Consider the following 26,121-nt stretch of genomic DNA (forward strand, 5'->3'; position numbering starts at 1 on the left):
TGCCAACAGCAGTGGATTAACGCAGAGGGGACATGACTAACAAGCTGGGATTATAACCATAATACTCAGTCATGTGCCGGTTTTTTATTATCCTTTTTAGTGCTAATTTATAATTATCATCAACTTAAACCTACTTGTTATCACTTAGGTTTTAGTCCAATGCTTGATGGCTTTGCTATATCCCTTGGTCTAATGGGGTTTGTTTTTTAACCACGCCATAATGATCTCAATTAAATAATACTCATCATATATTTCTGAAGGTTATCACTTTGCCATTTTTGGGGTGTGCCAGCTTTTTTTCAGGATTAAGTGATGCTTATGCTTTATATCTTTTTATAAAGAAAGTTTATAAAACAACTTTACGTAAAATGTCAGTCGTTAGGAGAGTAGGTTATGGCGGGTTTAGGAATTGAGATGCATCTACAGTCTATACAAGATAAAGATGGTTTTTGGCGTAAGGCCGCGACTGCCATTGCTTGGGATAAACCGTTTGAGCAAGTATTGAATGACAGTAATGCGCCATTTTATCAATGGTTTGCTGGTGGTGAAATGAATACCTGTTATAACGCTGTCGATCGTCATGTCATCGCCGGCCATGGCGAGCGTATTGCCATTGAGTACATTAGTCCTGTTACTCAAAATCAGTACAGTATTACGTACCAAGAGTTACTCTCACAAGTGAGTCGTTTAGCGGGCTACATGCAATCAATTGGCATAGAAAAAGGCGATAGAGTGGTTATTTATATGCCGATGGTGCCTGAAACCGCCTATGCCATGTTGGCTTGTGCCCGAATTGGCGCGATACATTCAGTGGTTTTTGGCGGCTTTGCTGCCAATGAATTGGCCACTCGCATTAACGACGCTGAACCCAAACTGGTGTTATCTGCCTCTTGCGGTATTGAGCCATCAGGAGTGGTGAAATACAAACCTCTGCTCGATGACGCATTAAGCCAAGCAACTCACCAAGTTGAACATTGTATTATCCTCAATCGACCGCAATATAGCGCTGAGTTAACCGCGCCGAGGGATGTTGACTGGCAACAAGCTGTTTGTGATGCACCTTCTGTAGATTGCTTAGCAGTTGAATCTACTCATCCGTTATATGTGCTTTATACGTCGGGGACAACGGGTAAGCCTAAAGGCGTTGTTCGTGATAATGGCGGACATGCGGTTGCGTTAATGTGGTCGATGAAACACATTTACAATATTGGAGCAGGTGATGTGTTTTGGGCTGCATCTGATGTGGGCTGGGTTGTGGGTCATTCTTATATTGTTTATGGGCCATTACTCATTGGCGCGACCACATTAATGTATGAGGGCAAACCTGTCGGTACGCCTGATGCAGGCGCTTTTTGGCGCATAATTGAAGAAAAGAAGGTGAAGAGCTTCTTTACCGCGCCCACTGCAATTCGTGCGATTAAACGAGAAGATCCTGATGGAACCTTACTTGAAGGCGTAGATTTATCATGTTTAGGGCAAGTATTCCTTGCGGGCGAGCGCTGCGATCCTGATACCCTTAATTGGGCGCAAGATAAACTTTCAAAGCCCGTGATTGACCATTGGTGGCAAACTGAAACCGGTTGGCCAGTGGCGGCGAACTTGATGGGTGTTGATCCGATTGAGATTAAAGCGGGATCGCCAGCAAGACCTGTACCTGGGTACCAAGTAGAAGTGCTTGATGCGATGGGAGAGCAAGTTAACGCCAACGAAAGTGGTAACGTGGTGATTAAATTACCGCTACCACCAGGGAATTTAACGACGCTATGGAATAATGATGAACGCTATGTAGAAAGCTATTTATCCATGTATGAAGGTTATTACTTAACGGGCGATGCTGGCTATATTGATGAAGATGGTTATCTCTATATTATGAGCCGCATTGACGACATTATTAATGTTGCGGGTCATCGATTATCTACCGGCCGTTTTGAAGAAGTGTTATGCCAACATGCTGCAGTTGCTGAAGTCGCGGTTATTGGGGTGCAAGATAAACTCAAAGGGCAGGTGCCACTAGGATTAGTGGTGCTTAAGAATGGCGTCGATGTACCTGATGAAGTGTTATATAAAGAGCTTTTGGCATTAGTTCGTCACGAAATTGGCCCAGTAGCGTCATTTAGGCTCGTTAGCGCGGTACAAAAACTGCCTAAAACCCGTTCTGGTAAAATCCTACGTGCCACTATGCGAAAGATTGCTGACAATAATGAATATACCGTCCCAGCCACCATCGAAGACCCGATGACGCTCGATATCATTCGAACAGCGCTAACGAAAATGGGCTATGCCGATGCGCTAGCTAAAGAACTTACGGCTTAACTCGGTAGGGTGAATTAGCGAACTAAGTCATGTTAAACGAACACCGGCTATAAGCCTGTGTTCGTTTTTCTTTTGGTGCCGGTTTCCATAAAGGTTTGAGTAAAGGTTTACTGCTTTTAAAGGTAGTTTTTCAAGAGGTTTTTTTAGTTTTGACGCTTTATAGCTGTGTAGTCTAAGTATTTATCTGGATTCTGGGAGATAGAAATATTGCCAAATGATAGAAATGATCTAAAATCCAGATAAGAGAACCTTAAGTGTCAGTTAATTGCTGATTTATAGTACTATTTTACAAGCTGATTACAGCCACGTCGGTTGTGATAATGCAGAGTGGATTTGTGCAAACTGACCAGAAACGTCTCCCTAACCCATCAAGCTAAATATTGAGTATTGCTAGAATGAACAACATTAAAGAATTACCAGATAAGATCAATACAAAAACCAGTCGGTTATTTTGGCTAACATTATTTACTGGTGGGATTTATCCAATTATTTGGCTATTTGCAAAATACCCTAAAATGGATAAGATAACCTCAATTCGCACTGCCGATGATACGTTCATTATGAGCATTGCGGTTAGCTTCGGTTTTGGCGGTATGTTATCTCATAGTGACTTAGGTTTAGTGAGTGGCTTTGGCAGTTTATTATTGTTTGCAGCTTTTATTCTTTATGTGTTTTGGGCATTTAGAGCGAGGGCTGCATTGCAAGATTATGCTCAAGTTAATTTTAGCTTTGAGTACAAAATCAATAAAGTATTAACGGTATTATTCAGTATCTTTTATATCAATTATTGCATTAACCGCTTGCCTGCAGAACAAAAGAAGGGGCACCCTACTTACGGTAAAGGCACGATTAATATTACTGAAGTGAAGTAAATAATCGTAATGTAAAAAAATCGGTTTTTCGAGTTAACACAAAGCAGACAGATGTCTGCTTTTTTTGTGTATGAAATATGAATAAAACTAGAACATTGAAACTTTTTTGATGAAACGGCATCAAATTATTTTTTGAACAAATTTCATGTCAAAACGCATGATTTTAAGTCAGGGAGTCGATTTTTAACTCATTTTTCGCATTATACTTGCTGGCAGGATTCTTAGTATCAACTGCAGTATTGCCCAAGGATAACTGGGTACATAACACGTTGCAGGCTCTTTATTGATTGACTTAACCATCGCTCTACAACCTGTTTGTGCATCCACCATAAAGGGCGCGCCTTGGGCGTGGTCGTTTATCTCAGTTTTGATATAGCCAGGGTGTACACAAGTGACTTTTATTGGCGTATGCATGACATCAATTCTAATGCCTTCGGTGAGTGAGGTTAAGCCGGCTTTCGTTGCGGCATAAACTGTCATCGCACGTCGAAAACCTCTTACTGCACTGATAGATGACACTGTGACCAAATGCCCTGAATTTTGTTCTCTGAAAATTTTCATTGCTGCTTCGCATTGAGCAAGCGCTGCAACAAAGTTAGTTTGTGCTGTTTGTTTATTGGCTTCAAATAATCCGGTACCAATCGATCCCCCTTTGCCCATACCTGCATTAACGATTACACGATCGACTTGTCCCATTAGCTGTTGGTATTGCTCAAACACCTCAAAGACTTGTTGATGATTATTCACATCAAGGGCTAACACCCAAACGTTAATTTGTGGATTGATTGCCAGTAATTCAGTTTTGAGTTCATCAAGGCGCTCGGTGCGACGAGCACATAATCCTAAATTACAGCCTTGTTTAGCAAACTCAATTGCCATGCCTTTGCCAAGCCCTGAACTGGCTCCAGTGATGATGATATTTTTTCTGTGCATGTGGATTCCATTCTTTATGAGGCAAACATTTATGGTTAATTTTATGAGTTTTAATATAAGTCGTTCGACAGTTAAAAATTCAATCAAACGTTTAATTGCTTTTGATTATCTTGCGGGTAAGGCGTAACGCTGTCAAATACGGAATGAGTTAACTAGGATAGTTACCTATGAGATTGATATGAGATAGCTGCTGTAGATGGGAACGTGATTTGACTATATTCAGTTAGAAACCAGCTTATTGCCAGCGGGTAGAGAGTAAACAGAAGGCAAAAAAGGGGAGGGGAAAGCGCTCAATAATAAGAGCTGCAAATTATGGTTTTACTGCTCTTATTAACGAAATGCTTCATTTAATGGTTGGCAACTTATTCGTTATCCTCGTTCAAATTGCGATGCTTTAATGCAACCATTCGCCCCTACGGTGATCAAGTCTGCCAGTTTTTGTTTAATGCAGTTTGATAATTTACGTTCTGATTTTCTCGTTTGCATATAAAGCGTCATGTTGGGTTTATTTCGCATTAGTTCCATACGCTCAACTTTTGGGACTATTTGTGCTCGAATATCATCGTTTTGCGATAAGTAATCAACCGCACCCTGTGAAACCACCAGCGTAATAGCATCAGTTCCAATTAAGAAGTCTGATATCTCATTAAGGTTATTGGTTTTAGCGGCAACATTAAGCTCTCGCTTTCGACTATCTGCAAACTGCTTCAGTGGTGTCGCCTCAAGTTCACTATTAAAGTGTAATACTTCCGTCAAAATGACTGGGTAGTTGAGTACACGGTCTAAAATTGGCTTATAAATCTCATCCCAAATAGGGTGATCAAGTCTTGCGACTACAAAAGTATCAGTGACTTCACAAATCTTTTGATTTTGAATACCAACATGGGTTGAAGGTTGGCAACTAATGACAACATCGCAATGATTATTGAGCAGTAACTCTTCATCATTTGGGCCATTGTCTTGTAGCACTGCAGATTTAACGCATGAATTATGGCAAGTGCAGTTGTATAGCTTTCTTAATACGCCATTGGTAAATCCAGAAGGAGCCCGAATGGTAATTTCGTTATGAAGATTAGTGCTACTTTTTTCAATTTCTTGCGCTAAATCGATATGGTTAATTTCGATTTTTTTGATGATTGGGTAAAGGCGTTGTGCCTTATCAGTTATTTCAAGGCCAGCTACTTTCTTAATAAAGAGTGGGTCATCAAATCCATCACGTAATCTTGATAGACAACGACTAATTTTTGATTGAGGCACATTAAAAGCTTCAGCTGTCAGTTTGCCGCTTTGAAACTCATAGAGTCTTAAAAATACTAATAATGTCATGTAGTCAAGATGCTGAAGTTTTTCTTGAGTGGTGGTGGTCATCATTGGCTAATTTACCCCTATATTACGTATATCTGTGAAATACATATACAATAAAATATACCAACTTAGGGATAGAAGGTTTTGACTGATTGTATTAACTATTAACTTAGTCACACTATTTGCGGGTTTATGCTCTGTAAATGATAGTTCGCAGAGGTCAACGGAGTGGAATGATTTTTATTACTGAATAACAGTATGTTATCTATGTTATTTATCTCATAAGTTAAATATGTTTTATGAGAAAATAAGTGCCAAATCATAATTTGGCACTTATTAACTGTTATTGCTCATTTACACTAATACTTTTAGGTTAGGCTGACCACTCAAATGGATCAACATCAGCTAAAACCGCGGCATAGGTGACCGTAATTGAGTTAGTTGAGAAAAATTGTTTGGTTCCATCATTAGCAATATTCAACTTGATATCTTCATAGCCTGTTACCGCTTGGAACTGTTTTATTAACCCCGCTAGCTCATCTTTATTTAGATTATAAGGAGGATGGGCAAAATTATCTGCCGCAGCCAATTCACCTAACGCTGCATAGCGTCGAATGTAATTAACCATGGTGTTGAGTAACTCACCATCGTTGACGCCAATCCATTGCTCAGCATAGCTTTTTACAATGTACTTTTTTGAGTAAAAGTAAAAATCTTCTTTTCCCATGATGATAAGGATATCGGCATATTGCTCATCTTTAATTAATTCTTGATGGGCAGCATTAACATCTTCGATTTCAAGTTCTAAGCCTGCAACAGCAATAATCTGTTCTGCAGTGACTAAACGACCATCACGACTTAACAAGCGAATGTAATCAACTAACTCAATCATAATTTCACCACTCAATTAAGCAGGTAATAGCCCTAGGCCTTCAAGTTTATCGGCAACATACCCAAGCTTGAATTTTTCAAGGGTGGCACGTGTTGGTACACCTGTTGCGTTGTCCCAGCCCATTTCTGCGTAGAACATGTCTAAACCCACTTGGATGTCATCACGATCCATTTTAATCGTGCCTTCATCGCCAAAGGCTTTGTCACTGTCTAAATCGTATACCCATTCAGCGAGCACATCATGATTGTCACGTTGATTTGGCTCATTCATTTGCAATACTGTTAATGCACGATGAAGTTGCAGTACCGTTTCGGCTTTATCATCAAGCTCTTGCTCAGTGGTTTTAACCCCTGTAACTAAAGAGAACATTTGTGATTCGATTGAGCTATCACCGAGGTAATCTTTCTCTACATCTGGAGAAACCAATAATGGGAACATCCAATTACATAAAGTCAGGGAATCATGCAGTACGTTTTTAACTAAACACCATTTAGCAAACTTAGCTTTAGAGGTGTTCATTGCGGTGTAATGTTTGACTGGATCAAATGCGCCTGGCCCCCACATTGATTCAGCTACTTCGGCAATTTTTGCCCAAGGAAGGCCACAATTGATTAAGTTAATATGTGAGTGACACTGCGGGTCGCGATTAAATACGGTGTTAAGTAATGCGCCAACTTGACCCGCTGACTCACTAGCATGATGCACGCCACCCACCATTGAACGGTTAAATACTTTTAGGTGACTATCTAAGAATACGCTATATGCCTTACCATAGAATTCATAGTGCTCGTCTGATTCGAGTGCGAATGTTAATCCCGCCATTCTTGGTGATTCAACTTCATTCAGAATATCTTCTAAGTGATATAGTTCACCATCATCGTTGATAAAATTATGTAAACCTCTACCAAGAGTACGACCTAGAATGTTTGAGCCTTCATAAGATGCGCCGTAAGCAATGCGGGTATAAAAGTCTTGCATGAAGTGGGCATCTAAATCAGCATATTGCGCCCAGTTTATAGCGGCAAACTCATCTGCAGGTAATAGAATTTCCCAAAATGAGCGGGCTGTAAATTCACGCATGACGTGAGATAATTGACCGTAGGCACTCCAAATACCGAAGTTATCCATGTAATAGCCGCCAACAGTTTGAATGTCGGTACGTTTCTCGCCATGGCTAGGTTTTCCCATCGCATACCAAGGATCAAGGAAGCCCAAACATACGTTAGTGATGTTTTCAGTCGGTAGCTTATATTCGGTCTTCATTTTTGGGTTTTTGATTTCACAGAAGCAGCGAATAGGGCATGAATGGCAACCACCTGGGCGTTTAAAGATTTTATTTGCTTCTTCGCGGCCAAAATATGATTCTGCCATAGAGGTACGCATTGCCACTTTTTGGCGATCATCCCATGGGGTTTCTTCTAATATGACAGGAGTGTCAGCTGCGCCCCACGTTACCCCCGGGCCGCCACGCCAGCGACTTGTAGTGCTGCTGTATTCAGCCCAAGACTGCGGTTGATTTGGTACAACGCCGTTATTATTGGCACCAATAATACCGAGAATATGATCATCTAATGCGCGCAGTTGTTCATTGGTGGTGCTTTCTGCAATATCCACTGTACCGGTACCAATAATACCAATCGCTTTTAATTTTTTAGAGCCTAATACTGAACCATGTCCACCTGCAGAGTGACCGCCTTGGGTTTGAATGGTTGATTGTGCGACGAGGTTTTCACCACCTGGACCAATCGCTGCCACCTGAGCTTGTTGGCCCATTAATTTACTGATGGTAGCGAAAGTATCAAATATTCCTACACCCCATAATGAATCTGCGGGTTCAAGGGTAACTTTATCATCTTCAATTCTTAGCCAAACAGGCGTTGGAGACTTACCTTCAACGATGATTGCGTCATATCCTGCAAATTTTAATTCTGGAGAAAAGTGCCCTCCAAAGTGTCCGTCAGTAATTAAGTGATTTCTGATAACGGGGTTACGAGACGTAATCGTGGTTCTTGCTGAACATATAGCTCCTGAACCACTTAATGGGCCTGCTGAAATAACTAATCTATTTTCTTCGTCAGTGGCTTTAATACCATCCGCATGATTATCCCATAACACTTTATAACCAATGCCCATGCCGCCAATATAATCGTGGTATGTTTCAGTTGTTTCCTTTGTGATTAAACCCGTTGTTAAATTTACTCGTAATACATAACCGGCCCAGCCGCCAAATTTATTGCTCATAATGATTCCTTAAAAATTATCCCTTGAGATAAATAATACTTAAACGAGAGCGAGATATTTCTCATGGAGTTCTACTTCAGCGACTGCATCTTCCCAGGTATAAAATTTAATTGCGCCAGTTGGACAAACTTGAGCACAGTTAGGGTTACCTTCACAAAGATCGCATTTGAGAGATTTTCTCGTTATTTTATCTATGGTAATGACTTGTTGCGGGCACTTGTCGGCGCAATAACCACAACCAACGCAAAGTGAATCATTTACCACTCTTGCGCCTGTGGTTTCGTTTATCGAAATAGCTTCTTGAGGGCAGACTGTCATGCAGACATCACACTGACGACAGGTTGAAGGAACGATAGTACCGTCGCCTTGCTCACCGCGCTGGTCTTCGTAATTATCTTGGACACCATGTGGTCCAAAGTTAAGATTTTTAGCGACTTTAATTCTTGCTGTGCTTGGGCTCACCGCTGATTTTCCGTGACTCCAACTGCAGGCAATCTCACAGCGACGGCAGCCAACGCACATCACAGGGTTTACGACCATTAATCCGCCAGGAAGGACTTCAACGATAGGTTTATCTGTATCAGTATCATCATCACTGCTACTGCCACAACCGGTTAAAAAACTGACTAAAGTACCGTAATAAACAGTACCAACAGCGACCTTTGCACCATTGGCAAGCAACGCTCTCCTTGTAATCATTTTTTATTTCCTTTTAGTTATTAATTCAAAATATAATTATTCTTTTATTTCACTTGAGTATTAATGAACTAAATTAAAAACAATTTGATTATGATCACATTTGAAATGCAATTAATCTTAATTCTTTGAATATATATTGCAGGTCACACTTTTATGGGGTGTATTCTAAAAGGTGGAATTGTGATTTTCATTTTTAATTTATGATTTTAAACGTTTTTATATTTTGCAATTACAGCTTCTACATATTGAATATTATTAATTGGAATCGTTAATATCAAATTAAAGTTATTTTAAAATAATTCATTAATTTAATTGTTTACTTGATTGCTATCACAATAAGATTTATTTAAATAAACAATTATTATAAGTAAATAAAAATAGTATGTGACTAAAATAAAAAGGAACACCTATGATGAAGGTAAAACTAACTGGTAATTATAAACAGTGGCTAGTCACGCCATTAATGTTAATTCCTATGATGGCGCTCACCGCATGTTCAGATGGTTCGGATGGATCTGATGGAGAGGACGGTACTCCTGGTGATGTGAATATTTCAATTTATTCCGCAAAAACCTTAAAAGCCTCTATAGAAACAGTCACAATTGGTGATGACTTAGCTGTTTCGTTTGATTTTTATTTAAGTAACGAGAATGGTGTGGCAGTTGTTGGCTTAGATGAAGTCGATGCCATCCCTACGCTTGGCGCAGGTATCGCAAAGTTGGGCGATCAACAAAGGCGCATTAGACCTTTAAATAGTGAGCAAGAGCCAGTGACTGGCACTGCAGAAACAGACCTATCTCCACAATGGACCAGCTACATTAATAATGTAGTTGAACCAGGTGATGTTGCTGATAACGATTTAGAAGAGGGTTGGGATGTTAATAAAGGAACCCAATGGCAAGCGAGCATAGAATCAGGTTGTGGAGTCACTTGCTTAGAGTCGGTTGGCAACGGTTTATATCGTTATACTTTTACGCAAACCTTAGAAAACTATTCAGCAATTGATGCCATTGATACTCAGTATGATGCTGAAAAAGTTCATCGTATCTATCTTGAGTTATTGCCTTATTCAGGTGCAGAAACATCATCAATGCTGGTAAACAGTACGTTTGATTTTGATCCTAGCACCGGCGTTGCTGCTGATGAAGCTGACAGTCGAGTGCTGATTGCTGCAGACCAAAGCTGCGTTCGTTGTCACACTACTGATTTAGCTTCTGATAAAAGTATCTTAATGCATGGTAGCAAGCGCTTTGATTATGAAGGCTGCGTTATGTGTCATACCAGTTACTCAGGCGACCCTGAAACGGGTGTGAGTATTGGCATGGCATCACTAGTACACAAAATTCACAAAAGTGATTACCTTGTTATTGGCTACAAAGGGTCTGTGCATGATTACAGTGAGGTGACCTATCCTGGTGATATGCATCAATGTCAGCAATGTCATATTGAAAATGCAACACCGCAAGCTGATTTCTATCAATATCCGGGTCAAGAAACTTGTCTTAGTTGTCATGAAAAATATGCACCAGAAAGCTGGAATGGAACGGCTGTTGGTTTATTCCATGACCGTGATGCATTTCCAAATGCATGGGAAATGAGTTGTAGTGGTTGTCACCCAGATTCAAACAACCCACAAGGCTCGGCAATATTTCATAATGCCAATGTGAATATTAATGACATTATTACATCACAGTATGAATTCGAAATAACAAGCAGTGCATTAGATAGTGATGCAGGTACATTAACGGCAGAACTCACTTTCGATACGCTGAGCATAAACCCTGAACTTGATCCGTCATTTGATAGTTTATGGTTAGTGGCAGCAGGCAATGAAAATCAAACTGAGTTACCTATCAATAATGGTCAACGTCTAGTTTGGAATATTATTGGTGACAATGATGATATTAGTTTAGTCAGAGAGACTAATAAAATTACTGCAGTGATTAGTCATATTAATGTTGCTGATTTCGGACTAACAGATACCGGTACCTTGTATGCTAAAGCGCTTATTTGTGGTGATGAGGCCACAAGTATTGTGACCTCATGTGAATCACTGACAGCGACCACGGTTGAAGTTCCTGCGAACGCTGCAATTGCATTGACTAAAGACGTTTCTGTATACAATGAAGTGATTAACGAGCAAAAGTGTACCGCTTGTCATGATAATCAGTTCCAAGCTCGTGTAAATGATGCACACAGTAAGGTATCGACTCCAGGTAATGGGCGTACATGTGGTGCATGCCATGCTCCTCAAGTCGCGACTGGTTTTGCTGATGGTAGCTGTAAAAGTTGTCATACCAATGACATGGTTAAATACTTGAATGCAAGTTATAAGCACACGCCAGGTGATGCGAGCATTAAAGCCTTCAGAACCATTGAGAATAGTTTAGGTTATCGTGAGTTAGTGCATTCTTTACATGCTAACACTCGCACAACTCAAGGTTACAAAGGTGATGAGCGTGAAATGATGACATATCCTGCAGAAGCCAACGATTGTCGTGCCTGTCATGATGAAGGCCAATTAACGCTGGAAAATTTATTTGATGAGCCTTCTGTCATTGTGGCGACCAAAGAGGCAACTGTTGCAGGCGAGATTGCAGAATACTCTCCCACTGTCGCAGTGTGTGCAACTTGTCATAATAACGTTGAAAACTGGTCTGCACATGCAGAGTCATTTGGCGGGGTTTACCAAGTTGATGCCACATCAGGTGCTATATATCAGCCTGGCAGTGAAAGCTGTATGACTTGTCATGCTGAAGGTAAGAGCAAGGGCATAGATGTGATGCATGGACTAAACTAAAGTATGGTTTGAATTAAAAACCTGCAAGATAAGGTGAATTTTTTCACTATAAAAGGCTAAAACTGAAAAGTTTTAGCCTTTTAATTTATCAACATGACTATCAACTAACCACTAACTGTACTCGCAATGTAAAAAATACCCATGTAAGTGATATGTCATTAACGACTTAAGTCATTTAATTTTTAATGACACTTCCATTAACTCATTGTTTTTAAGTGTTAATGTTGAAAGGTATCCCTTTAAACATGTAGCCTTCCAGTTTCTGCAATAGAGTGTGCACATTTTGAGACTGTAATTTAGTTACAGAAATCAGTATAATCACGCTCCAAATGGATTCGCTACGCGCGATTAATCTCTGCGACCTTTGGAAAATAATAAATGAAAACCCAATCATTCAGTTCAGACATCGGCGTTATCGGCCTCGGTGTTATGGGCAAAAATCTCGCGTTAAACATCGTTGATAATGGCTACCAGGTTGCTGCTTTTGATTTAGATACTGTCAAAGTTAATGCTGCCATTAATCAAGAACAAGCGGAAAGAAAAGCCAATACAGCACCCCGAATGCTGGCTTGTAATAATCTTACCGAAATGCTGTCTTCTTTAGCTAAACCTCGTGTCATTGTGCTTTCTGTTCCCGCTGGTGGACCAGTTGATGGTGTGTGTAATGCACTTATCGAAGCGGGCATCGAGTCAGATGACATCGTGGTTGATACTGGTAACAGTTTATGGACTGATACAGTAGCCCGTGAAGCCCGTTATAAAGAACAATTTGTATTCTTTAGTTCGGCTGTTTCTGGTGGTGAAGTCGGCGCAAGATTCGGCCCTTCACTGATGCCGAGTGGCGATAAAGCTGCGTGGCAATATGTTGCGCCTATTTGGAAAGCGATTGCTGCGAAAGTTGATCCTGCTACAGGTTTACCTATTGAACGTTTTGAACCAGGGAACCCTGTTATTGAAGGTGAACCTTGTACCACTTACATCGGTCCTGCAGGTTCTGGTCACTATGTGAAGATGGTTCATAACGGCATTGAATATGCTGATATGCAGCTAATCTGCGAAGCATATCAATTACTGCATGATGGTTTAGGTTTATCGGCTCATGAAGTCGGTGATATTTTCAGTGCTTGGAACAAAGGCAGCTTAAACAGCTACCTGATGGAAATCAGTGCTGAAGTACTTCAACAAGATGATCCGTTAACGGGTAAACCCCTTGTTGAGATGATCCTTGATAAAGCGGGTCAGAAAGGTACCGGACTGTGGACAGCTGTAAGCAGTTTACAAATTGGTTGCCCAGCGCCAACGATTGCAGAAGCGGTTTATGCTCGCGCTGTCAGCACTCAAAAAGATTTACGCGTGCAATTGAAAAGTAAGTTATCTGGCCCAGCCGCTGTAACGCTTTCTGATGCAGAAAAAGCAGCATTTATTGCTAATTTAGAAGACGCGTTATATTGCGCTAAAGTCTGTTGTTATGCCCAAGGCTTCCAGCTGATGGCAATGGCGGCAAAAGAGCAAAACTGGACATTAGATTTTGCTGAAATTGCTAAAATTTGGCGCGCGGGTTGTATTATTCGCGCCACATTCTTGCAGTCAATTACACAGGCATATCAAGATAATGCTGAATTGCCTAACTTGTTAATGGCAGATACGTTCAGTGAAAGCTTATCGACTAAGCATATGAACTGGCGTAAAACAGTAGCGGCTTCTGTGATGCAGGGCATACCAGCGCCTTGTATTAGTTCTGCTATTGCTTACTATGATAGTTATCGCTGCGAAACATTGCCAGCAAACTTATTACAAGGCCAACGTGACTTCTTTGGTGCACATACCTTTGAACGCACAGATAAACCTGTTGGTGAGAAATATCATTTAGATTGGAGTGCTAAAGAGCGCGTCCTGTCAAAAGTATAATGTTGATTTAATAAGATCATGATAAAAGGCTTCTCAATGAGAAGCCTTTTTTATTGCGGTAAATAGGTAGATGCTTATTTTGAATCTGATCTAAGCACTAATTCAACCCGTCTATTTTGTTTTTTACCCACATCGTTGGTGTTATTGCCGATAGGTGAGTATTCACCAACGCCTTTTGCTGTTAGCTGCTTTTTAGCAATACCATGATTTTGTGTTAGCTGCTTCACAACAGCTTGCGCACGTTTATCTGATAGCACTTGGTTATAACTTTGCTTGCCTTGATCGTCAGTGTGGCCGATGACATAAAATTGCTGTTGAGGGTGAGCGGTTAAATATTGAGCCACTACATCAATGACTGCTTTTGCTTCTGGTAGCATTTCATCACTATCAAATTTAAACAGTAAGCCATCTAACGCAACGTGACCTGTTTGCGCTAACTTATCTGATAGAGCGTCTAAATCGATGGAAACGCGATCATTGATAAGTGCTGTCTCTTCTATCAATTTTACTTCTGTCCATAAACCACTTTCAAAACCGATGATATAGGTCATTGCATAGACATTGCCTTCAGGACGACTGAGAGTATAGAGAGTATAAAATTGACTCTCATCAGACCCAATATGGGCAAGCGAGTCTATTCTTTTTTTAATATGGCGCGATTTGCCACAATGAGTGCTTGTACAACCATAGGTTTTTATAAAGCCTAACTCGGTGAGTGCTGCATGATAGTTGGCATTCACTTCGTACTCAGAATAAGTACGTGGTAATTGATAGTTAATATCAGTAATACGTCCCTCAAGTGATATCACTTTATGCTGACCTTTTATAACATCTGAAAATACTTTTGTTTGGCCAAAATCATATTGTTGATAATCCTGAATATAAGCTCCTGGTAGTCGGGCTAACATTGGGTGATCGCTCGAATTTGATTCGTCTTTATGGGTATTATCTTTAAAGGTTTTATGCTCAATAGCACTACTTAAATAGCTTTTATTCACTGAGATTAAATTCAAAGGTTCATCAATCATCTCTATAATGTCGAGTTGCAATGAGGCTTCCTTTTGCCAATTGACTGACATTGCAGAAACATAGATGAGTTTGTTTTTTAACTGAACTTTTGCTGAAATTAATGCTGGATTTGATTTTGGAATATGATTAAGTGGCTTTATCGTCTTTTGTATTTCCTTTACATTGTTGCAGCTACCGTGCTGACATTCAAATAGTATCTCAGCACCGAGTTCGGTAAGTTGATGTTTATAATTATTGACGATGTTTGATGGTTCAAATTCAACGGGAATTATATAACTGGTTCGAGTTAATTTTCCGCTAACGATTGTAGTGTCTATTTGGGATTTACTGGTACCCGTTACTAATTCAAAAGGGGTAAAGTGGCGTTCTGACTGTTTATATATTTTAGCGTGCTCAATAGCTTGAAATAGTGTCTCTTGAGCTAATGAACTTGATGATGCTGCAAGCAGTAATAGTATCGATATTGTTTTGGTTAGATTGTTTCTTGGTATCGTGACAAAGTATTTTATAATGTAATGAATCATTTTTTTCTCCTTGAACATTAAAATGATTGCTTTAATGTTTTAGCTTTTAAGGGCTATAAATTCCTTTTCTCCGCTATTCTGCTCCATCTATAAGCTGAAAATCAAGGGCTTGTATTGATATAAAGTGAGCTTGTTGATTAAATGCCATATTTAGGGATAGTTACCCAACTGCTGAGTGATTAATCTAGCTGTATCGAGTGTTGTATCCGTTAGAAATGTAATATCGCTTTTATCCCAAATACTTTGCAGTGACGAAACCGTTAATGCTGCAATGACTTTCCCATCAGGTTGGCCTACTAGAGTAGAAAACTCATATATGCCGTGAGAAAGTTGATTTTCGCCACTGATGAAACCACAGTGTTTAATATCGTTAAGCTCATTATAGAGGGACTGTTGTTGGGTTTTGCTCATTGAGTTGAAATCATCATCGCGATTGAGCAGCATTTGCTGCACAGCTTGATTACTGTTGGCCAGTAACACCTTTCCAGATGTTGATTGTAAAGTGGAGAATAAACAACCTTCATTGATGTTAATTGAAATGGGTGAATGACTTCTTGCTTGAACCATTACCATGGTTTGGCTTTGATATAGCATCGCCAAATGACAAGATTGGCCTATTGAGACGGCTAAATCTTCCATTAATGGTAAAGCACATTGTCTTACTTCATCTATTGGTGAGATATTTCTTGATAAATTATACAACTTAAAAGCCACTTGATAGCGCCCTGATGCATTATCTTTGTTTAAATAACCTCGAGCTTCTAAGTTCACTAAAACGCGATAAATATCGTTAGGCTTACGACCAATCCCTTTAGCAATTTCAGACTGTGATAACGGCTTTTTCTGTTCAACTAAGTACTCTAAAATATCAAAGCCTTTATCTAAGGCTGGTACCGAATATTTTTTTTCTTCCATTTTGTTCACAGGATTTCACCTTGGTAAAATGATTGCAGAGTGTTTTTAGAAAATAAACTTAAATATTTTTTCTTATATTTCAACAGTTAAGTTTTATTTTGTTTAGTCGGGTATGTTGTTTTCGATAGTTAATTTAACTATACCAATATAAATAATAAATTTGTATATAAATACAGCTTGCAAATGAATTTATCTTGTTGAACAATTGTTAACAATAAACACGAGATAAACGTATCGTAATTAAGGATAATTAATCATGAGTAAGTTTGAATTAAGCAAACAAGATATCGAAGACTTCAACCGAGATGGGTATGTCATCATTAAGGGATATTACAATCCACTGGAGATCACTCGTTTACAAGAGTTTGCTTTTAATGATGATGCGCTTTATCAAAATGCGTGGGACAAAAAAGATAGCCAAGGTGCTGTGAGTAAAGTGTGTATTTGGCAAGAAACGGGTAATGATTTTTATAGTATGTTTTCTCGTGGTCGCAGATTAGTCGACTCTGTTGAGAAAATATTAGGTGAGGATACTTACCACACCAGCACTAAAATTATGATGAAAGAACCGTTTGTGGGGGGGGCATGGGAATGGCATCAGGATTTTGGTTATTGGCACAAAGATAACCTTATGATGTATCCCAAAGCGATAAGCTGCATGATTGCCATTAACGATGCGACTGTCGAAAATGGCTGTTTGCAAGTGTTAAAGGGATCTCATCATATTGGCCGTTTAGATCATAATAAAACTGGCGATCAAAAAGGGGCTGACATGACGTTTGTCGAACAGGCCATAAAGCATCATGAGCTGATCAATGTGGAACTAGAAGCTGGTGATGTGTTGTTCTTCCATTGTAATTTGCTGCATAAGTCTAATCAGAATTGTTCAGATAAGCCCAGGTGGTCGATGATTTGTGCTTACAACGCCACATCTAACCAGGCATTTTATGACAATGAAGCGATCTATTATCCATTGAATCGCGTTAGCGATGATGCGATTTTAGCTTGGGAAAGTGAATAGACTGATAGCTTTATTAATAGTATTTTCAAAATTACTATTAATACCTATGCTAACTAGTGATAAAAAATGGCTTCCGAGTGTGTATATAGTGGAAGCCATTTTTATGGGTAAAGCATGTGTTTTAATGCGCTACTGAGGCAAGCTAAACACTAAACCAATGCTAAATAGAAAGCTGAATACCATGGTAAGTTTTGCTGTTCGCCCAAGAATAGGGTTCAATGCTTCGCCACTGGTGTTACTAAACTCTCCACTTAATTGTCGAGCGTAAACCAATGCAAGACCTGCAAGTAAAACCGGTAAACCTGAAAGAACCCCCATTAGAAACCCGCCAATGATAAGCCCAAAAGGTAAATAAACTAGTGCTTGATATAATACCCTTGCTTGCGCTTGACCGATGCGCACAGCAAGGGTGTTTTTACCCGCTTTGGTGTCTGTTTGAATATCTCTGGTGTTGTTTACCAACATAATTGCTGCGTTAAACATACCTATTGCGCTACCAAGTAACCACGCGCTGGTACTCGTTTCACCAGCTTGTAAGTAAAAACTACCTACAACGGCCACAAGTCCGAAAAAGATAAATGCGGCTATTTCACCTAAGCCGTGAGAGGCTAGTGGATATGGGCCGCCACTGTAACAAACCGCACCTAATAAAGACGCTACGGCTAAAATGGCGATAGGCCAACCACCATGTACAATCAATACTGAGCCAACGATAAGCGCGAGAACAAGACACAAAATCATTGCATTTCTAACACTGTTAGGTGAAATCATGCCGCTTTGTGTTACTCGAACTGGACCGACTCTTTCATCGGTATCGATTCCATTTTTATAGTCAAAGTAATCATTGGCAAGGTTTACGGCTATTTGTAATAAAATAGCGCACAGCATTGAGGTACAAGCAATTGTAAAAGTAAACTGCTCTAAATGTAGTGCTAAAATATTACCAATTAATAAAGGACCGATTGCTGCTGGCAAGGTCCGTGGTCTAATAGCTAAAATCCAAGATTGCATATAATTAAGGCTTCAGGGTGTTGATTTAAATTAGAATAGACTTATAGCATAGCAATTTTTTCTGGTTATGTACGCCGTTCTGATCCCGCAAGAGCTGAAAAATTGCTGCTAAATATTAAGGAATGCTGATTTTCGCTATTATCTCGATTAATTTATGATTAAATAGTCCTCCAACAGTGGTTATTACGTTAACCTTACACGATAGTTATTTGCCAAAACTGCTAGGAATTTTATGAGCCAAGTATTAAATGACCTTTTGTCTTTATTATCATTAGAACAAATTGAATTAGGGCTGTTTCGTGGTCAAAGCCAAGATCTAGGGTTTGGCCATGTATTTGGTGGCCAAGTTATGGGGCAAGCTTTAAGTGCAGCTAAACAAACGGTAAATGAAGATCGACATGTCCACTCATTACATTCTTACTTTTTGCGAGCTGGGGATGAAAAGCTACCTATTGTTTATGATGTTGAAAATATGCGTGATGGTGGTAGTTTCAGTGCTAGGCGGGTTAAAGCCATTCAGAAGGGCAGACCGATATTTTACATGACTTGTTCATTTCAGGCGCCGGAAGAGGGTTACGAGCATCAAGCTGTAATGCCTAGTGTTCCAGGTCCTGAAGGGTTACTAAACCAACAAGAGTTGGCTGTTAGCATGCGAGATAAAATTCCTGAGAAGATTTTAGCCAAATTTATGGCAGACTCACCAATCGAAATGCGTTTGGTTAATCCGGTTCATCCCATTGCACCTGACTCAACAGAGCCTAAGCGTTATGTTTGGATGCGAGCGAGTGGCAACATACCTAAAGATCATAGCGTGCAAGAATATTTATTGGCCTATGCTTCAGATTTCAACTTTTTAGTTACTGCAGCCCAGCCCCATGGCGTATCATTTTTAACGCCTGGCGTTAGAATGGCAACAATTGATCATGCAATGTGGTTCCATAGACCGTTTAATTTTTCAGATTGGCTGCTTTACAGTGTAGAGAGTACTAATGCCAGTGGTGGAAGAGGGTTTGTAAAAGGCCAATTTTTTGATCAACAAGGGCGTTTAGTAGCTTCAGCTACTCAAGAAGGCCTGCTTAGAATGACGAAAGGATAAGTAAAGATGAAGTTTAGTTTTAAAATTACCTTACTAGCCATTATTACATTAATGCTTAGTGCATGTGTCACGGTGACACCAGAAGAACCTGTTGTGATCAATGGATATGCGGGATATTTAGAAAAAGTTGCTTTACCTAAGGGCTGTAGAGTCAATATTGCCATTATTGATTTTAATACACCTGGCTCTATTATTTCACAGAAAACGTTTGATATTGCGAGAGCGCCTGTCCCTTTTAAATTTACTCTACCAGCCGAAGGTATCGATTCAGATATCGATTATGGTGTCGTGGCTATGATTACTTACAATGAACAAGTTCTTTTTCAAACCTATGAAAAGTTTCGAGTGATCAATAATGACAAGTACACGACTGAAGTAGTGATGAAACAAGTAAAACGTTAGGGTTAACCGACTGATTAAGCTTGGTTAGTACTGATAAATTACACTCAGTTATCAAACACAGTATATGCCCTACAAATCATTGAAATGATATTTAGGGCATAAGTCACATCTTATTATTTTCATCATTGCTTATGTTTATTATCGCGCAATAATTAATACTTCTTTTTGTCTCCTATTCGAGCGTAAGTCGTGCCTGAATTCTCTGCAACTGCAGTAACTGATCTTCGTGATACCCATACCCACCGTTCTAAATCTGAAACTCGTTTGATTTGGGCATTGTGTCTTGCATCTGTTGTTGTTTATATCAATTTGTATGCTATGCAAGGAATGCTGCCGTCGATTGCCGAGCATTTTAATGTGAGTGGCGCCAATGCAACGCTTATTCTGTCTTTTACTAGTTTCTCATTAGCTTTTTCGTTACTCATTTATGCTGTGATTTCAGATCGTGTAGGTCGGTTAATGCCGATTATGTGCAGTTTGTGGTTGCTAGTGGCTTCCAATGTCTTACTTATTTTTGCTGAAGACTTTGATTCGTTATTAATGGTGAGGCTATTACAAGGGGTTTTATTAGCTGCGGTTCCAGCGATTGCCATGGCTTATTTTAAAGAACAGTTACCAGCAAGTTTTTTACTTAAAGCTGCCGGTATTTATATTATGTCTAATAGCTTAGGTGGTATTGGTGGACGTTTGATGGGCGGGTTGTTGTCACAGTATTTTACTTGGCAACAAGCAATGACAGTTAATTTTTTCGTGACATTAGCTTTAATTTCTCTCGTAACTTATTTATTACCCAGATCTGAAACCAAGAGTTTGGCTGAAACGAATAAGCAAAGCCTGGTGGTGAAAATAAAACAAGATATAGGTGGGTTTGTTCACCATTTATCAGATCATCAAATGCGTTTGGTTTACGTAATTGGTGGAATCGCCTTCATGATGATGGTGAATCAATTTAGTTTTATTCAATTACATTTAATGGCTGAACCTTATGGGTTTAGTCGTTTCGGTGCAACATTAATATTCTTATGTTATCTCAGTGGTACGTTTACTTCATATTTTTCATCTAAGTGGGTGATAAAGTTTGGGGTACAATTCTTATTTCGTGCCGCTTTGTTAGTGATGACCTTAGGCACGTTGTTGACCTTGTTAGATAATTTAACTGCTATCGTGATAGGATTTTTGTTAACCGCGAGTGGTTTCTTTTTAACACATAGTTGTTGTAACTCGTTTGTGGCTATCAGAGCGTCTTCTCATCGTGCTAAAGCTACCTCGTTATATCTTTGCAGTTATTATCTAGGTGCGGCTGTCGGAGGGCCTTATTTGATGCTTTTTTGGCATCAGGCTGAATGGCAGGGTGTGGTTGTGGGATCTTTTGGCTTACTGTGTTTACTTTTAATTGCCATATTTAGATTGTCGCATTATCAAAAGGTCAGTAACACGAATCATTAGTTGCATCAGTAGACCGATAAAATCACTTTAGAAAGAAGCCATTGTGGCTTCTTTTTTTTGTTTTAAATTTGGTGTTTGTTCCTCAGATTAAATACTTCTTATCGGTTTTTCACAAAGTTGTCATTCTGTGAAGCTAATCACTTTGTTTGAAAGCTGATTTGTTAAACGGTCGAAATAGCATACAGGCTTAGTCGACTAAATGAGGTTATTCATTATGGGATCTATTGCTATGAAAGAAGATGAATTAGGGTTGAGTTATGGGTTGACTCGTCATTGCGAAATTGACAATTTAGTCAAATTACAGGTTATTAATGACATGAATCTTTTGGGGCTGCTTTGAGTTGTAAACTGATAGCAGCTTAAAATCAGTTTCTAACCATAGAGGCTTACACATGGTGGTTATCCAAGAACTGTATTTATCTTTAACCTGGTTTTAGACACAAATTTCAGGCACAAAAAAACCACAATTAAGTGGTTTATGTTCTTTTCGAAAAAAGAAAGTGGTATCCCCTAGGGGATTCGAACCCCTGTTACCGCCGTGAAAGGGCGGTGTCCTAGGCCTCTAGACGAAGGGGACCCGGACTGCATTAGACTCTGCAAAGAGTGAGTACTCATCAAATCCTGTAGGCTAAGATTCAACGCTTTAAATTTCAAACTACCAATTACTCAGTAATTTTTCTTCTCTTCGAAAAAAGAAGTTGGTATCCCCTAGGGGATTCGAACCCCTGTTACCGCCGTGAAAGGGCGGTGTCCTAGGCCTCTAGACGAAGGGGACCCGGACTGCATTAGACTCTGCAAAGAGTGAATACTCATTAAATCCTGTAGGCTAAGATTTAACGCTTTTTTAATTTTCTCGAAATACATCAAGAAAAAATAAATTGTGGTATCCCCTAGGGGATTCGAACCCCTGTTACCGCCGTGAAAGGGCGGTGTCCTAGGCCTCTAGACGAAGGGGACCCGGACTGCATTAGACTCTGCAAAGAGTGAGTACTCATCAAATCCTGTAGGCTAAGATTCAACGCTTTAAATTTCAAACTACCAATTACTCAGTAATTTTTCTTCTCTTCGAAAAAAGAAGTTGGTATCCCCTAGGGGATTCGAACCCCTGTTACCGCCGTGAAAGGGCGGTGTCCTAGGCCTCTAGACGAAGGGGACCCGGACATATTGTTTAACTTCTAATATAACGAAGACCTATAAGTAACACTTTAGAAGGCTATTAAAGTGAAACCGCCGTGCTTTTAATAAAAACAGCGCGGTGTCCTAGGCGTCTCTTCTTTAATCGAAGGGGACCCGGACTGCATTAGACTCTGCAAAGAGTGAATACTCATTAAATCCTGTAGGCTAAGATTTAACGCTTTTTTAATTTCCTCGAAATACATCAAGAAAAAAAATTGTGGTATCCCCTAGGGGATTCGAACCCCTGTTACCGCCGTGAAAGGGCGGTGTCCTAGGCCTCTAGACGAAGGGGACCCGGACTGCATTAGACTCTGCAAAGAGTGAGTACTCATCAAATCCTGTAGGCTAAGATTCAACGCTTTAAATTTCAAACTACCAATTACTCAGTAATTTTTCTTCTCTTCGAAAAAAGAAGTTGGTATCCCCTAGGGGATTCGAACCCCTGTTACCGCCGTGAAAGGGCGGTGTCCTAGGCCTCTAGACGAAGGGGACCCGGACTGCATTAGACTCTGCAAAGAGTGAATACTCATTAAATCCTGTAGGCTAAGATTTAACGCTTTTTTAATTTTCTCGAAATACATCAAGAAAAAATAAATTGTGGTATCCCCTAGGGGATTCGAACCCCTGTTACCGCCGTGAAAGGGCGGTGTCCTAGGCCTCTAGACGAAGGGGACCCGGACTGCATTAGACTCTGCAAAGAGTGAGTACTCATCAAATCCTGTAGGCTAAGATTCAACGCTTTAAATTTCAAACTACCAATTACTTAGTAATTTTTCTTCTCTTCGAAAAAAGAAGGTGGTATCCCCTAGGGGATTCGAACCCCTGTTACCGCCGTGAAAGGGCGGTGTCCTAGGCCTCTAGACGAAGGGGACCCGGACTGCATTAGACTCTGCAAAGAGTGATTACTCATTAAATCCTGTAGGCTAAGATTTAACGCTTTAATTAAATAAAATTGGTGGAGCTACACGGGATCGAACCGTGGACCTCTTCGCTGCCAGCGAAGCGCTCTCCCAGCTGAGCTATAGCCCCTCAATATTACTTAATACATTTAAGCATGCTGCAATATAAATAATTGCATCGTGTCTCAACTGCGAGGCGCATTCTATGCAGCATACCTAAAAGTGTCAACTCGTTTTTTTAAGAATTTATTCTATCTGCTACAAATTCAATCGCTTTGGATATTCTTTGTTCGCAACGAGCCTTTCCAATCAAAAATAAGGTTAAATCTACAGCAGGTGACATTCCGGCGCCTGTAACAGCTACACGTAAAGGCATTCCGACTTTACCCATACCAACTTCTAGTTCTGCTGCTGTATCTTCAATTGCTTGATGAATTGCTTCAACTGACCAATCAGATAATGCAGAAATCTTTTGTTGAATTAATTTAAGCGGTTCCATGGCAACACCACGTAAATGCTTTTTAGCTGCGTTTTCATCAAAAGCTTCAAAATCTTCATAGAAGTATCGACTAGAAGCCGCTAACTCTTTTAATGTTTTCGCTCTTTCAGCAAGTGCAGTAACAACTTCAGGTAAAGCAGGGCCGTTTGAAGTATCAATTTTTTGATCATCCATATGCCACTGTAGATAAGAAGCAACATGTTCTGGAGCTGATTCTTTTATATAATGTTGGTTTAACCAATTAAGCTTGTCGGTATTAAAAGCTGAAGCAGCTTTGTTAATATCGTCAAGTTTGAATAATTGCTTCATTTCATCCATTGAGAAAACTTCTTGATCGCCATGTGACCAACCAAGGCGAACTAAGTAATTCAATAATGCTTCAGGTAAATAACCATCATCACGATATTGCATCACACCAACAGCGCCATGACGCTTAGATAATTTAGCGCCATCTTCACCGAGAATCATCGATACATGAGCATATTCAGGTACTGGAGCACCTAATGCTTTTAAGATATTAATCTGACGTGGGGTGTTATTGATGTGATCTTCACCACGAACAACACAAGTAATACCCATATCCCAATCATCAACAACTACACAGAAGTTATAAGTTGGGGTACCTTCAGTACGGGCAATGATCAAATCATCTAAAGTATCGTTCGAGAATTCAATGCGACCACGAACGTGATCATTAAATACAACGCTACCTTCAGTTGGGTTTTTAAAGCGAATAACGAAAGGCTCATCAGTATCTCGTGGTGCTAAGTTACGACAGCGGCCATCATATTTCTGAGCTTCACCGTTTGCAGCTTGTTCTTCACGCATTGCTTCAATACGATCGCGAGAGCAGTAACACTTATATGCGCTGCCTTGTTCTAACATCTGTGCAATGATTTCATTGTAACGATCAAAACGTTTAGTTTGGTAATAAGGACCTTCATCCCAAGTTAGTCCTAACCATTCCATACCTTCTAAAATCGCAGCGCATGCTTCAGGTGTTGAACGTTCAATATCTGTATCTTCTACACGTAAAACAAACTCACCTTGGTTTGCTTTGGCATATAACCAAGAATAAAGTGCTGTACGAGCACCACCTACATGTAAAAAGCCTGTTGGGCTTGGGGCAAAACGCGTCTTAGTTGTCATAATGGGACACTAACCTATGCAAAAACGTCTATATATAGACAGATATAATAAAGTGGCCGATATTCTATACCCAAACCACTACCTTATGCGAGTTCCACCCTTGATATTTTCATTCCTGTGAACCAGCCATTGACTATAGTCAATGACACTTAACATTGCGCAGTCAAATTAAGCTTGAAAATGAACAGTATTGATAGTCTTCTCACTAAGAGGCATTCATAAAGGCTGCGAGTGCAATATGTCGGGATTAATATTGTAGAGGTGATGTTTGTCAGCCAATTTGAGACTAATGCCAAGTAAAGGCGCCTCAAAGCGTCTAACAATCAACCAAGACGGCTGTTTTTAACGCGTCTGAACTTTTTTAATAAAAAAGTCGTTGACAGTATTTCGTTGCTCCCTATAATACGGCCCCACACAGCGAGGTCGATTAGCTCAGCTGGGAGAGCACCTCCCTTACAAGGAGGGGGTCATTGGTTCGAGCCCAATATCGACCACCATTCTTTTTTTAGAGAATACTGTGTAAGTAAAAGAAAGCCCAGGTCGATTAGCTCAGCTGGGAGAGCACCTCCCTTACAAGGAGGGGGTCATTGGTTCGAGCCCAATATCGACCACCATTTCTTTTACAGAAAATGACGTGATAGAAACAAAGAAAGCCCAGGTCGATTAGCTCAGCTGGGAGAGCACCTCCCTTACAAGGAGGGGGTCATTGGTTCGAGCCCAATATCGACCACCATTTTCATTTTATAGAAAATGACGTGAGAGAAAGATAGAAAAGTAAGCCCCAGGTCGATTAGCTCAGCTGGGAGAGCACCTCCCTTACAAGGAGGGGGTCATTGGTTCGAGCCCAATATCGACCACCATTTTCTTTTACAGAAAATGATGTGAGAGAAAGATAGAAAAGTAAGCCCAGGTCGATTAGCTCAGCTGGGAGAGCACCTCCCTTACAAGGAGGGGGTCATTGGTTCGAGCCCAATATCGACCACCATTTTCT

General features: G+C 40.0%; 17 protein-coding genes and 14 tRNA genes. 13 read left to right on the forward strand and 18 right to left on the reverse strand.

What is annotated here, in order from left to right; translation table 11 throughout:
• Positions 1-393: 393 nt before the first annotated feature.
• Both FPK91_RS20345 and FPK91_RS20350 read left to right on the forward strand, forming a co-directional pair.
• On the forward strand, positions 394-2,313 hold the full coding sequence (locus FPK91_RS20345; protein WP_144213855.1) for a propionyl-CoA synthetase: 1,920 nt from the start codon (positions 394-396) through the stop codon (positions 2,311-2,313).
• Positions 2,314-2,708: 395 nt separating this feature from the next.
• Positions 2,709-3,185 carry a hypothetical protein gene (locus FPK91_RS20350; RefSeq protein WP_144213857.1) on the forward strand — a complete coding sequence of 159 codons (477 nt, stop codon included), beginning with the start codon at positions 2,709-2,711 and terminating at the stop codon, positions 3,183-3,185.
• A 183-nt stretch (positions 3,186-3,368) separates the two neighbouring features.
• Here FPK91_RS20350 and FPK91_RS20355 read toward each other — a convergent pair whose 3' ends face one another.
• The 5 genes from FPK91_RS20355 to FPK91_RS20375 form a co-directional block, all read right to left on the reverse strand.
• Positions 3,369-4,118: an SDR family oxidoreductase gene (locus FPK91_RS20355; RefSeq protein WP_144213859.1), complete on the reverse strand. Its 750-nt coding sequence runs from the start codon at positions 4,116-4,118 to the stop codon at positions 3,369-3,371.
• Positions 4,119-4,487: 369 nt separating this feature from the next.
• Positions 4,488-5,489: a LysR family transcriptional regulator gene (locus FPK91_RS20360; protein WP_144213861.1), complete on the reverse strand. Its 1,002-nt coding sequence runs from the start codon at positions 5,487-5,489 to the stop codon at positions 4,488-4,490.
• 307 nt (positions 5,490-5,796) lie between these two features.
• Positions 5,797-6,315 (reverse strand): hypothetical protein, encoded by a 519-nt coding sequence (locus FPK91_RS20365; RefSeq protein ID WP_144213863.1) that lies wholly within the window; start codon positions 6,313-6,315, stop codon positions 5,797-5,799.
• Between the two features lie 15 nt (positions 6,316-6,330).
• Positions 6,331-8,556, reverse strand: a complete 2,226-nt coding sequence (locus FPK91_RS20370) for an aldehyde ferredoxin oxidoreductase (RefSeq protein ID WP_144213865.1) — start codon at positions 8,554-8,556, stop codon at positions 6,331-6,333.
• Positions 8,557-8,595: 39 nt separating this feature from the next.
• Positions 8,596-9,255 carry a 4Fe-4S dicluster domain-containing protein gene (locus FPK91_RS20375; RefSeq protein ID WP_144213867.1) on the reverse strand — a complete coding sequence of 220 codons (660 nt, stop codon included), beginning with the start codon at positions 9,253-9,255 and terminating at the stop codon, positions 8,596-8,598.
• 409 nt (positions 9,256-9,664) lie between these two features.
• On the opposite strand from FPK91_RS20375, the gene FPK91_RS20380 reads away from it, so the two are divergent.
• Positions 9,665-12,055 (forward strand): OmcA/MtrC family decaheme c-type cytochrome, encoded by a 2,391-nt coding sequence (locus tag FPK91_RS20380; RefSeq protein ID WP_144213869.1) that lies wholly within the window; start codon positions 9,665-9,667, stop codon positions 12,053-12,055.
• A 378-nt stretch (positions 12,056-12,433) separates the two neighbouring features.
• On the forward strand, positions 12,434-13,963 hold the full coding sequence (gene gndA, locus FPK91_RS20385) for an NADP-dependent phosphogluconate dehydrogenase (RefSeq protein WP_144213871.1): 1,530 nt from the start codon (positions 12,434-12,436) through the stop codon (positions 13,961-13,963).
• A gap of 74 nt (positions 13,964-14,037) precedes the next feature.
• Here gndA and FPK91_RS20390 read toward each other — a convergent pair whose 3' ends face one another.
• Together FPK91_RS20390 and FPK91_RS20395 are read right to left on the reverse strand one after the other, a co-directional pair.
• Positions 14,038-15,516 (reverse strand): OmpA family protein, encoded by a 1,479-nt coding sequence (locus FPK91_RS20390; RefSeq protein WP_144213873.1) that lies wholly within the window; start codon positions 15,514-15,516, stop codon positions 14,038-14,040.
• A gap of 150 nt (positions 15,517-15,666) precedes the next feature.
• Positions 15,667-16,431 (reverse strand): IclR family transcriptional regulator, encoded by a 765-nt coding sequence (locus FPK91_RS20395; protein ID WP_144214633.1) that lies wholly within the window; start codon positions 16,429-16,431, stop codon positions 15,667-15,669.
• Between the two features lie 256 nt (positions 16,432-16,687).
• Here FPK91_RS20395 and FPK91_RS20400 point away from each other — a divergent pair, with 256 nt between their 5' ends.
• Positions 16,688-17,452, forward strand: a complete 765-nt coding sequence (locus tag FPK91_RS20400) for a phytanoyl-CoA dioxygenase family protein (RefSeq protein ID WP_144213875.1) — start codon at positions 16,688-16,690, stop codon at positions 17,450-17,452.
• Between the two features lie 129 nt (positions 17,453-17,581).
• Here the strand turns inward: FPK91_RS20400 and FPK91_RS20405 are convergent, their stop codons facing one another.
• Positions 17,582-18,463: a 1,4-dihydroxy-2-naphthoate polyprenyltransferase gene (locus tag FPK91_RS20405; protein ID WP_144213877.1), complete on the reverse strand. Its 882-nt coding sequence runs from the start codon at positions 18,461-18,463 to the stop codon at positions 17,582-17,584.
• A gap of 232 nt (positions 18,464-18,695) precedes the next feature.
• Here FPK91_RS20405 and tesB point away from each other — a divergent pair, with 232 nt between their 5' ends.
• The 3 genes from tesB (at position 18,696) to FPK91_RS20420 (ending at position 21,407) form a co-directional block, all read left to right on the forward strand.
• Complete coding sequence (gene tesB / locus FPK91_RS20410; protein ID WP_144213879.1) at positions 18,696-19,559, forward strand: acyl-CoA thioesterase II; 864 nt, start codon at positions 18,696-18,698, stop codon at positions 19,557-19,559.
• A 6-nt stretch (positions 19,560-19,565) separates the two neighbouring features.
• A complete protein-coding gene (locus FPK91_RS20415) occupies positions 19,566-19,961 on the forward strand; it encodes a YbaY family lipoprotein (protein ID WP_144213881.1) in 396 nt (131 codons plus the stop codon).
• Positions 19,962-20,150: 189 nt separating this feature from the next.
• Positions 20,151-21,407 carry an MFS transporter gene (locus FPK91_RS20420; protein WP_144213883.1) on the forward strand — a complete coding sequence of 419 codons (1,257 nt, stop codon included), beginning with the start codon at positions 20,151-20,153 and terminating at the stop codon, positions 21,405-21,407.
• 501 nt (positions 21,408-21,908) lie between these two features.
• On the opposite strand, the gene FPK91_RS20425 is transcribed toward FPK91_RS20420, so the two are convergent.
• From FPK91_RS20425 to gltX, 10 genes are all read right to left on the reverse strand, one after another.
• Positions 21,909-21,984 (reverse strand) — tRNA-Glu (locus FPK91_RS20425).
• 122 nt (positions 21,985-22,106) lie between these two features.
• Positions 22,107-22,182 (reverse strand) — tRNA-Glu (locus FPK91_RS20430).
• A 106-nt stretch (positions 22,183-22,288) separates the two neighbouring features.
• Positions 22,289-22,364: transfer RNA gene (locus tag FPK91_RS20435), tRNA-Glu, on the reverse strand.
• A gap of 122 nt (positions 22,365-22,486) precedes the next feature.
• Positions 22,487-22,562 (reverse strand) — tRNA-Glu (locus FPK91_RS20440).
• A 239-nt stretch (positions 22,563-22,801) separates the two neighbouring features.
• Positions 22,802-22,877, reverse strand: a tRNA-Glu gene (locus tag FPK91_RS20445).
• Positions 22,878-22,999: 122 nt separating this feature from the next.
• A tRNA-Glu gene (locus tag FPK91_RS20450) sits at positions 23,000-23,075 on the reverse strand.
• 106 nt (positions 23,076-23,181) lie between these two features.
• Positions 23,182-23,257 (reverse strand) — tRNA-Glu (locus tag FPK91_RS20455).
• A gap of 122 nt (positions 23,258-23,379) precedes the next feature.
• Positions 23,380-23,455: transfer RNA gene (locus tag FPK91_RS20460), tRNA-Glu, on the reverse strand.
• A gap of 81 nt (positions 23,456-23,536) precedes the next feature.
• A tRNA-Ala gene (locus tag FPK91_RS20465) sits at positions 23,537-23,612 on the reverse strand.
• 108 nt (positions 23,613-23,720) lie between these two features.
• Positions 23,721-25,130, reverse strand: coding sequence for a glutamate--tRNA ligase (gene gltX, locus FPK91_RS20470; RefSeq protein WP_144213885.1), 1,410 nt, complete (start codon positions 25,128-25,130; stop codon positions 23,721-23,723).
• A gap of 421 nt (positions 25,131-25,551) precedes the next feature.
• Between gltX and FPK91_RS20475 the strand changes: the two genes are divergently transcribed.
• The 5 genes from FPK91_RS20475 to FPK91_RS20495 all read left to right on the forward strand — a co-directional run bounded on the left by FPK91_RS20475 (position 25,552) and on the right by FPK91_RS20495 (position 26,115).
• Positions 25,552-25,627: transfer RNA gene (locus FPK91_RS20475), tRNA-Val, on the forward strand.
• 41 nt (positions 25,628-25,668) lie between these two features.
• Positions 25,669-25,744, forward strand: a tRNA-Val gene (locus FPK91_RS20480).
• Between the two features lie 43 nt (positions 25,745-25,787).
• Positions 25,788-25,863: transfer RNA gene (locus tag FPK91_RS20485), tRNA-Val, on the forward strand.
• A gap of 51 nt (positions 25,864-25,914) precedes the next feature.
• Positions 25,915-25,990: transfer RNA gene (locus FPK91_RS20490), tRNA-Val, on the forward strand.
• A gap of 49 nt (positions 25,991-26,039) precedes the next feature.
• Positions 26,040-26,115, forward strand: a tRNA-Val gene (locus tag FPK91_RS20495).
• Positions 26,116-26,121: the final 6 nt, after the last annotated feature.

Source organism: Shewanella donghaensis (assembly GCF_007567505.1).
Lineage (GTDB): Bacteria > Pseudomonadota > Gammaproteobacteria > Enterobacterales > Shewanellaceae > Shewanella > Shewanella donghaensis.

Bases quoted from the DNA above. Each gene is read 5' to 3' on its own strand.
- FPK91_RS20360 (WP_144213861.1), bottom strand. From the start codon at position 5,489: ATGATGACCACCACCACTCAAGAAAAACTTCAGCATCTTGACTACATG.
- FPK91_RS20380 (WP_144213869.1), top strand. From the start codon at position 9,665: ATGATGAAGGTAAAACTAACTGGTAATTATAAACAGTGGCTAGTCACG.
- FPK91_RS20365 (WP_144213863.1), bottom strand. From the start codon at position 6,315: ATGATTGAGTTAGTTGATTACATTCGCTTGTTAAGTCGTGATGGTCGT.
- gndA (WP_144213871.1), top strand. From the start codon at position 12,434: ATGAAAACCCAATCATTCAGTTCAGACATCGGCGTTATCGGCCTCGGT.
- FPK91_RS20350 (WP_144213857.1), top strand. From the start codon at position 2,709: ATGAACAACATTAAAGAATTACCAGATAAGATCAATACAAAAACCAGT.
- FPK91_RS20355 (WP_144213859.1), bottom strand. From the start codon at position 4,118: ATGCACAGAAAAAATATCATCATCACTGGAGCCAGTTCAGGGCTTGGC.
- FPK91_RS20405 (WP_144213877.1), bottom strand. From the start codon at position 18,463: ATGCAATCTTGGATTTTAGCTATTAGACCACGGACCTTGCCAGCAGCA.
- tesB (WP_144213879.1), top strand. From the start codon at position 18,696: ATGAGCCAAGTATTAAATGACCTTTTGTCTTTATTATCATTAGAACAA.
- FPK91_RS20390 (WP_144213873.1), bottom strand. From the start codon at position 15,516: ATGATTCATTACATTATAAAATACTTTGTCACGATACCAAGAAACAAT.
- FPK91_RS20375 (WP_144213867.1), bottom strand. From the start codon at position 9,255: ATGATTACAAGGAGAGCGTTGCTTGCCAATGGTGCAAAGGTCGCTGTT.
- FPK91_RS20345 (WP_144213855.1), top strand. From the start codon at position 394: ATGGCGGGTTTAGGAATTGAGATGCATCTACAGTCTATACAAGATAAA.
- gltX (WP_144213885.1), bottom strand. From the start codon at position 25,130: ATGACAACTAAGACGCGTTTTGCCCCAAGCCCAACAGGCTTTTTACAT.
- FPK91_RS20400 (WP_144213875.1), top strand. From the start codon at position 16,688: ATGAGTAAGTTTGAATTAAGCAAACAAGATATCGAAGACTTCAACCGA.
- FPK91_RS20370 (WP_144213865.1), bottom strand. From the start codon at position 8,556: ATGAGCAATAAATTTGGCGGCTGGGCCGGTTATGTATTACGAGTAAAT.
- FPK91_RS20395 (WP_144214633.1), bottom strand. From the start codon at position 16,431: ATGGAAGAAAAAAAATATTCGGTACCAGCCTTAGATAAAGGCTTTGAT.
- FPK91_RS20415 (WP_144213881.1), top strand. From the start codon at position 19,566: ATGAAGTTTAGTTTTAAAATTACCTTACTAGCCATTATTACATTAATG.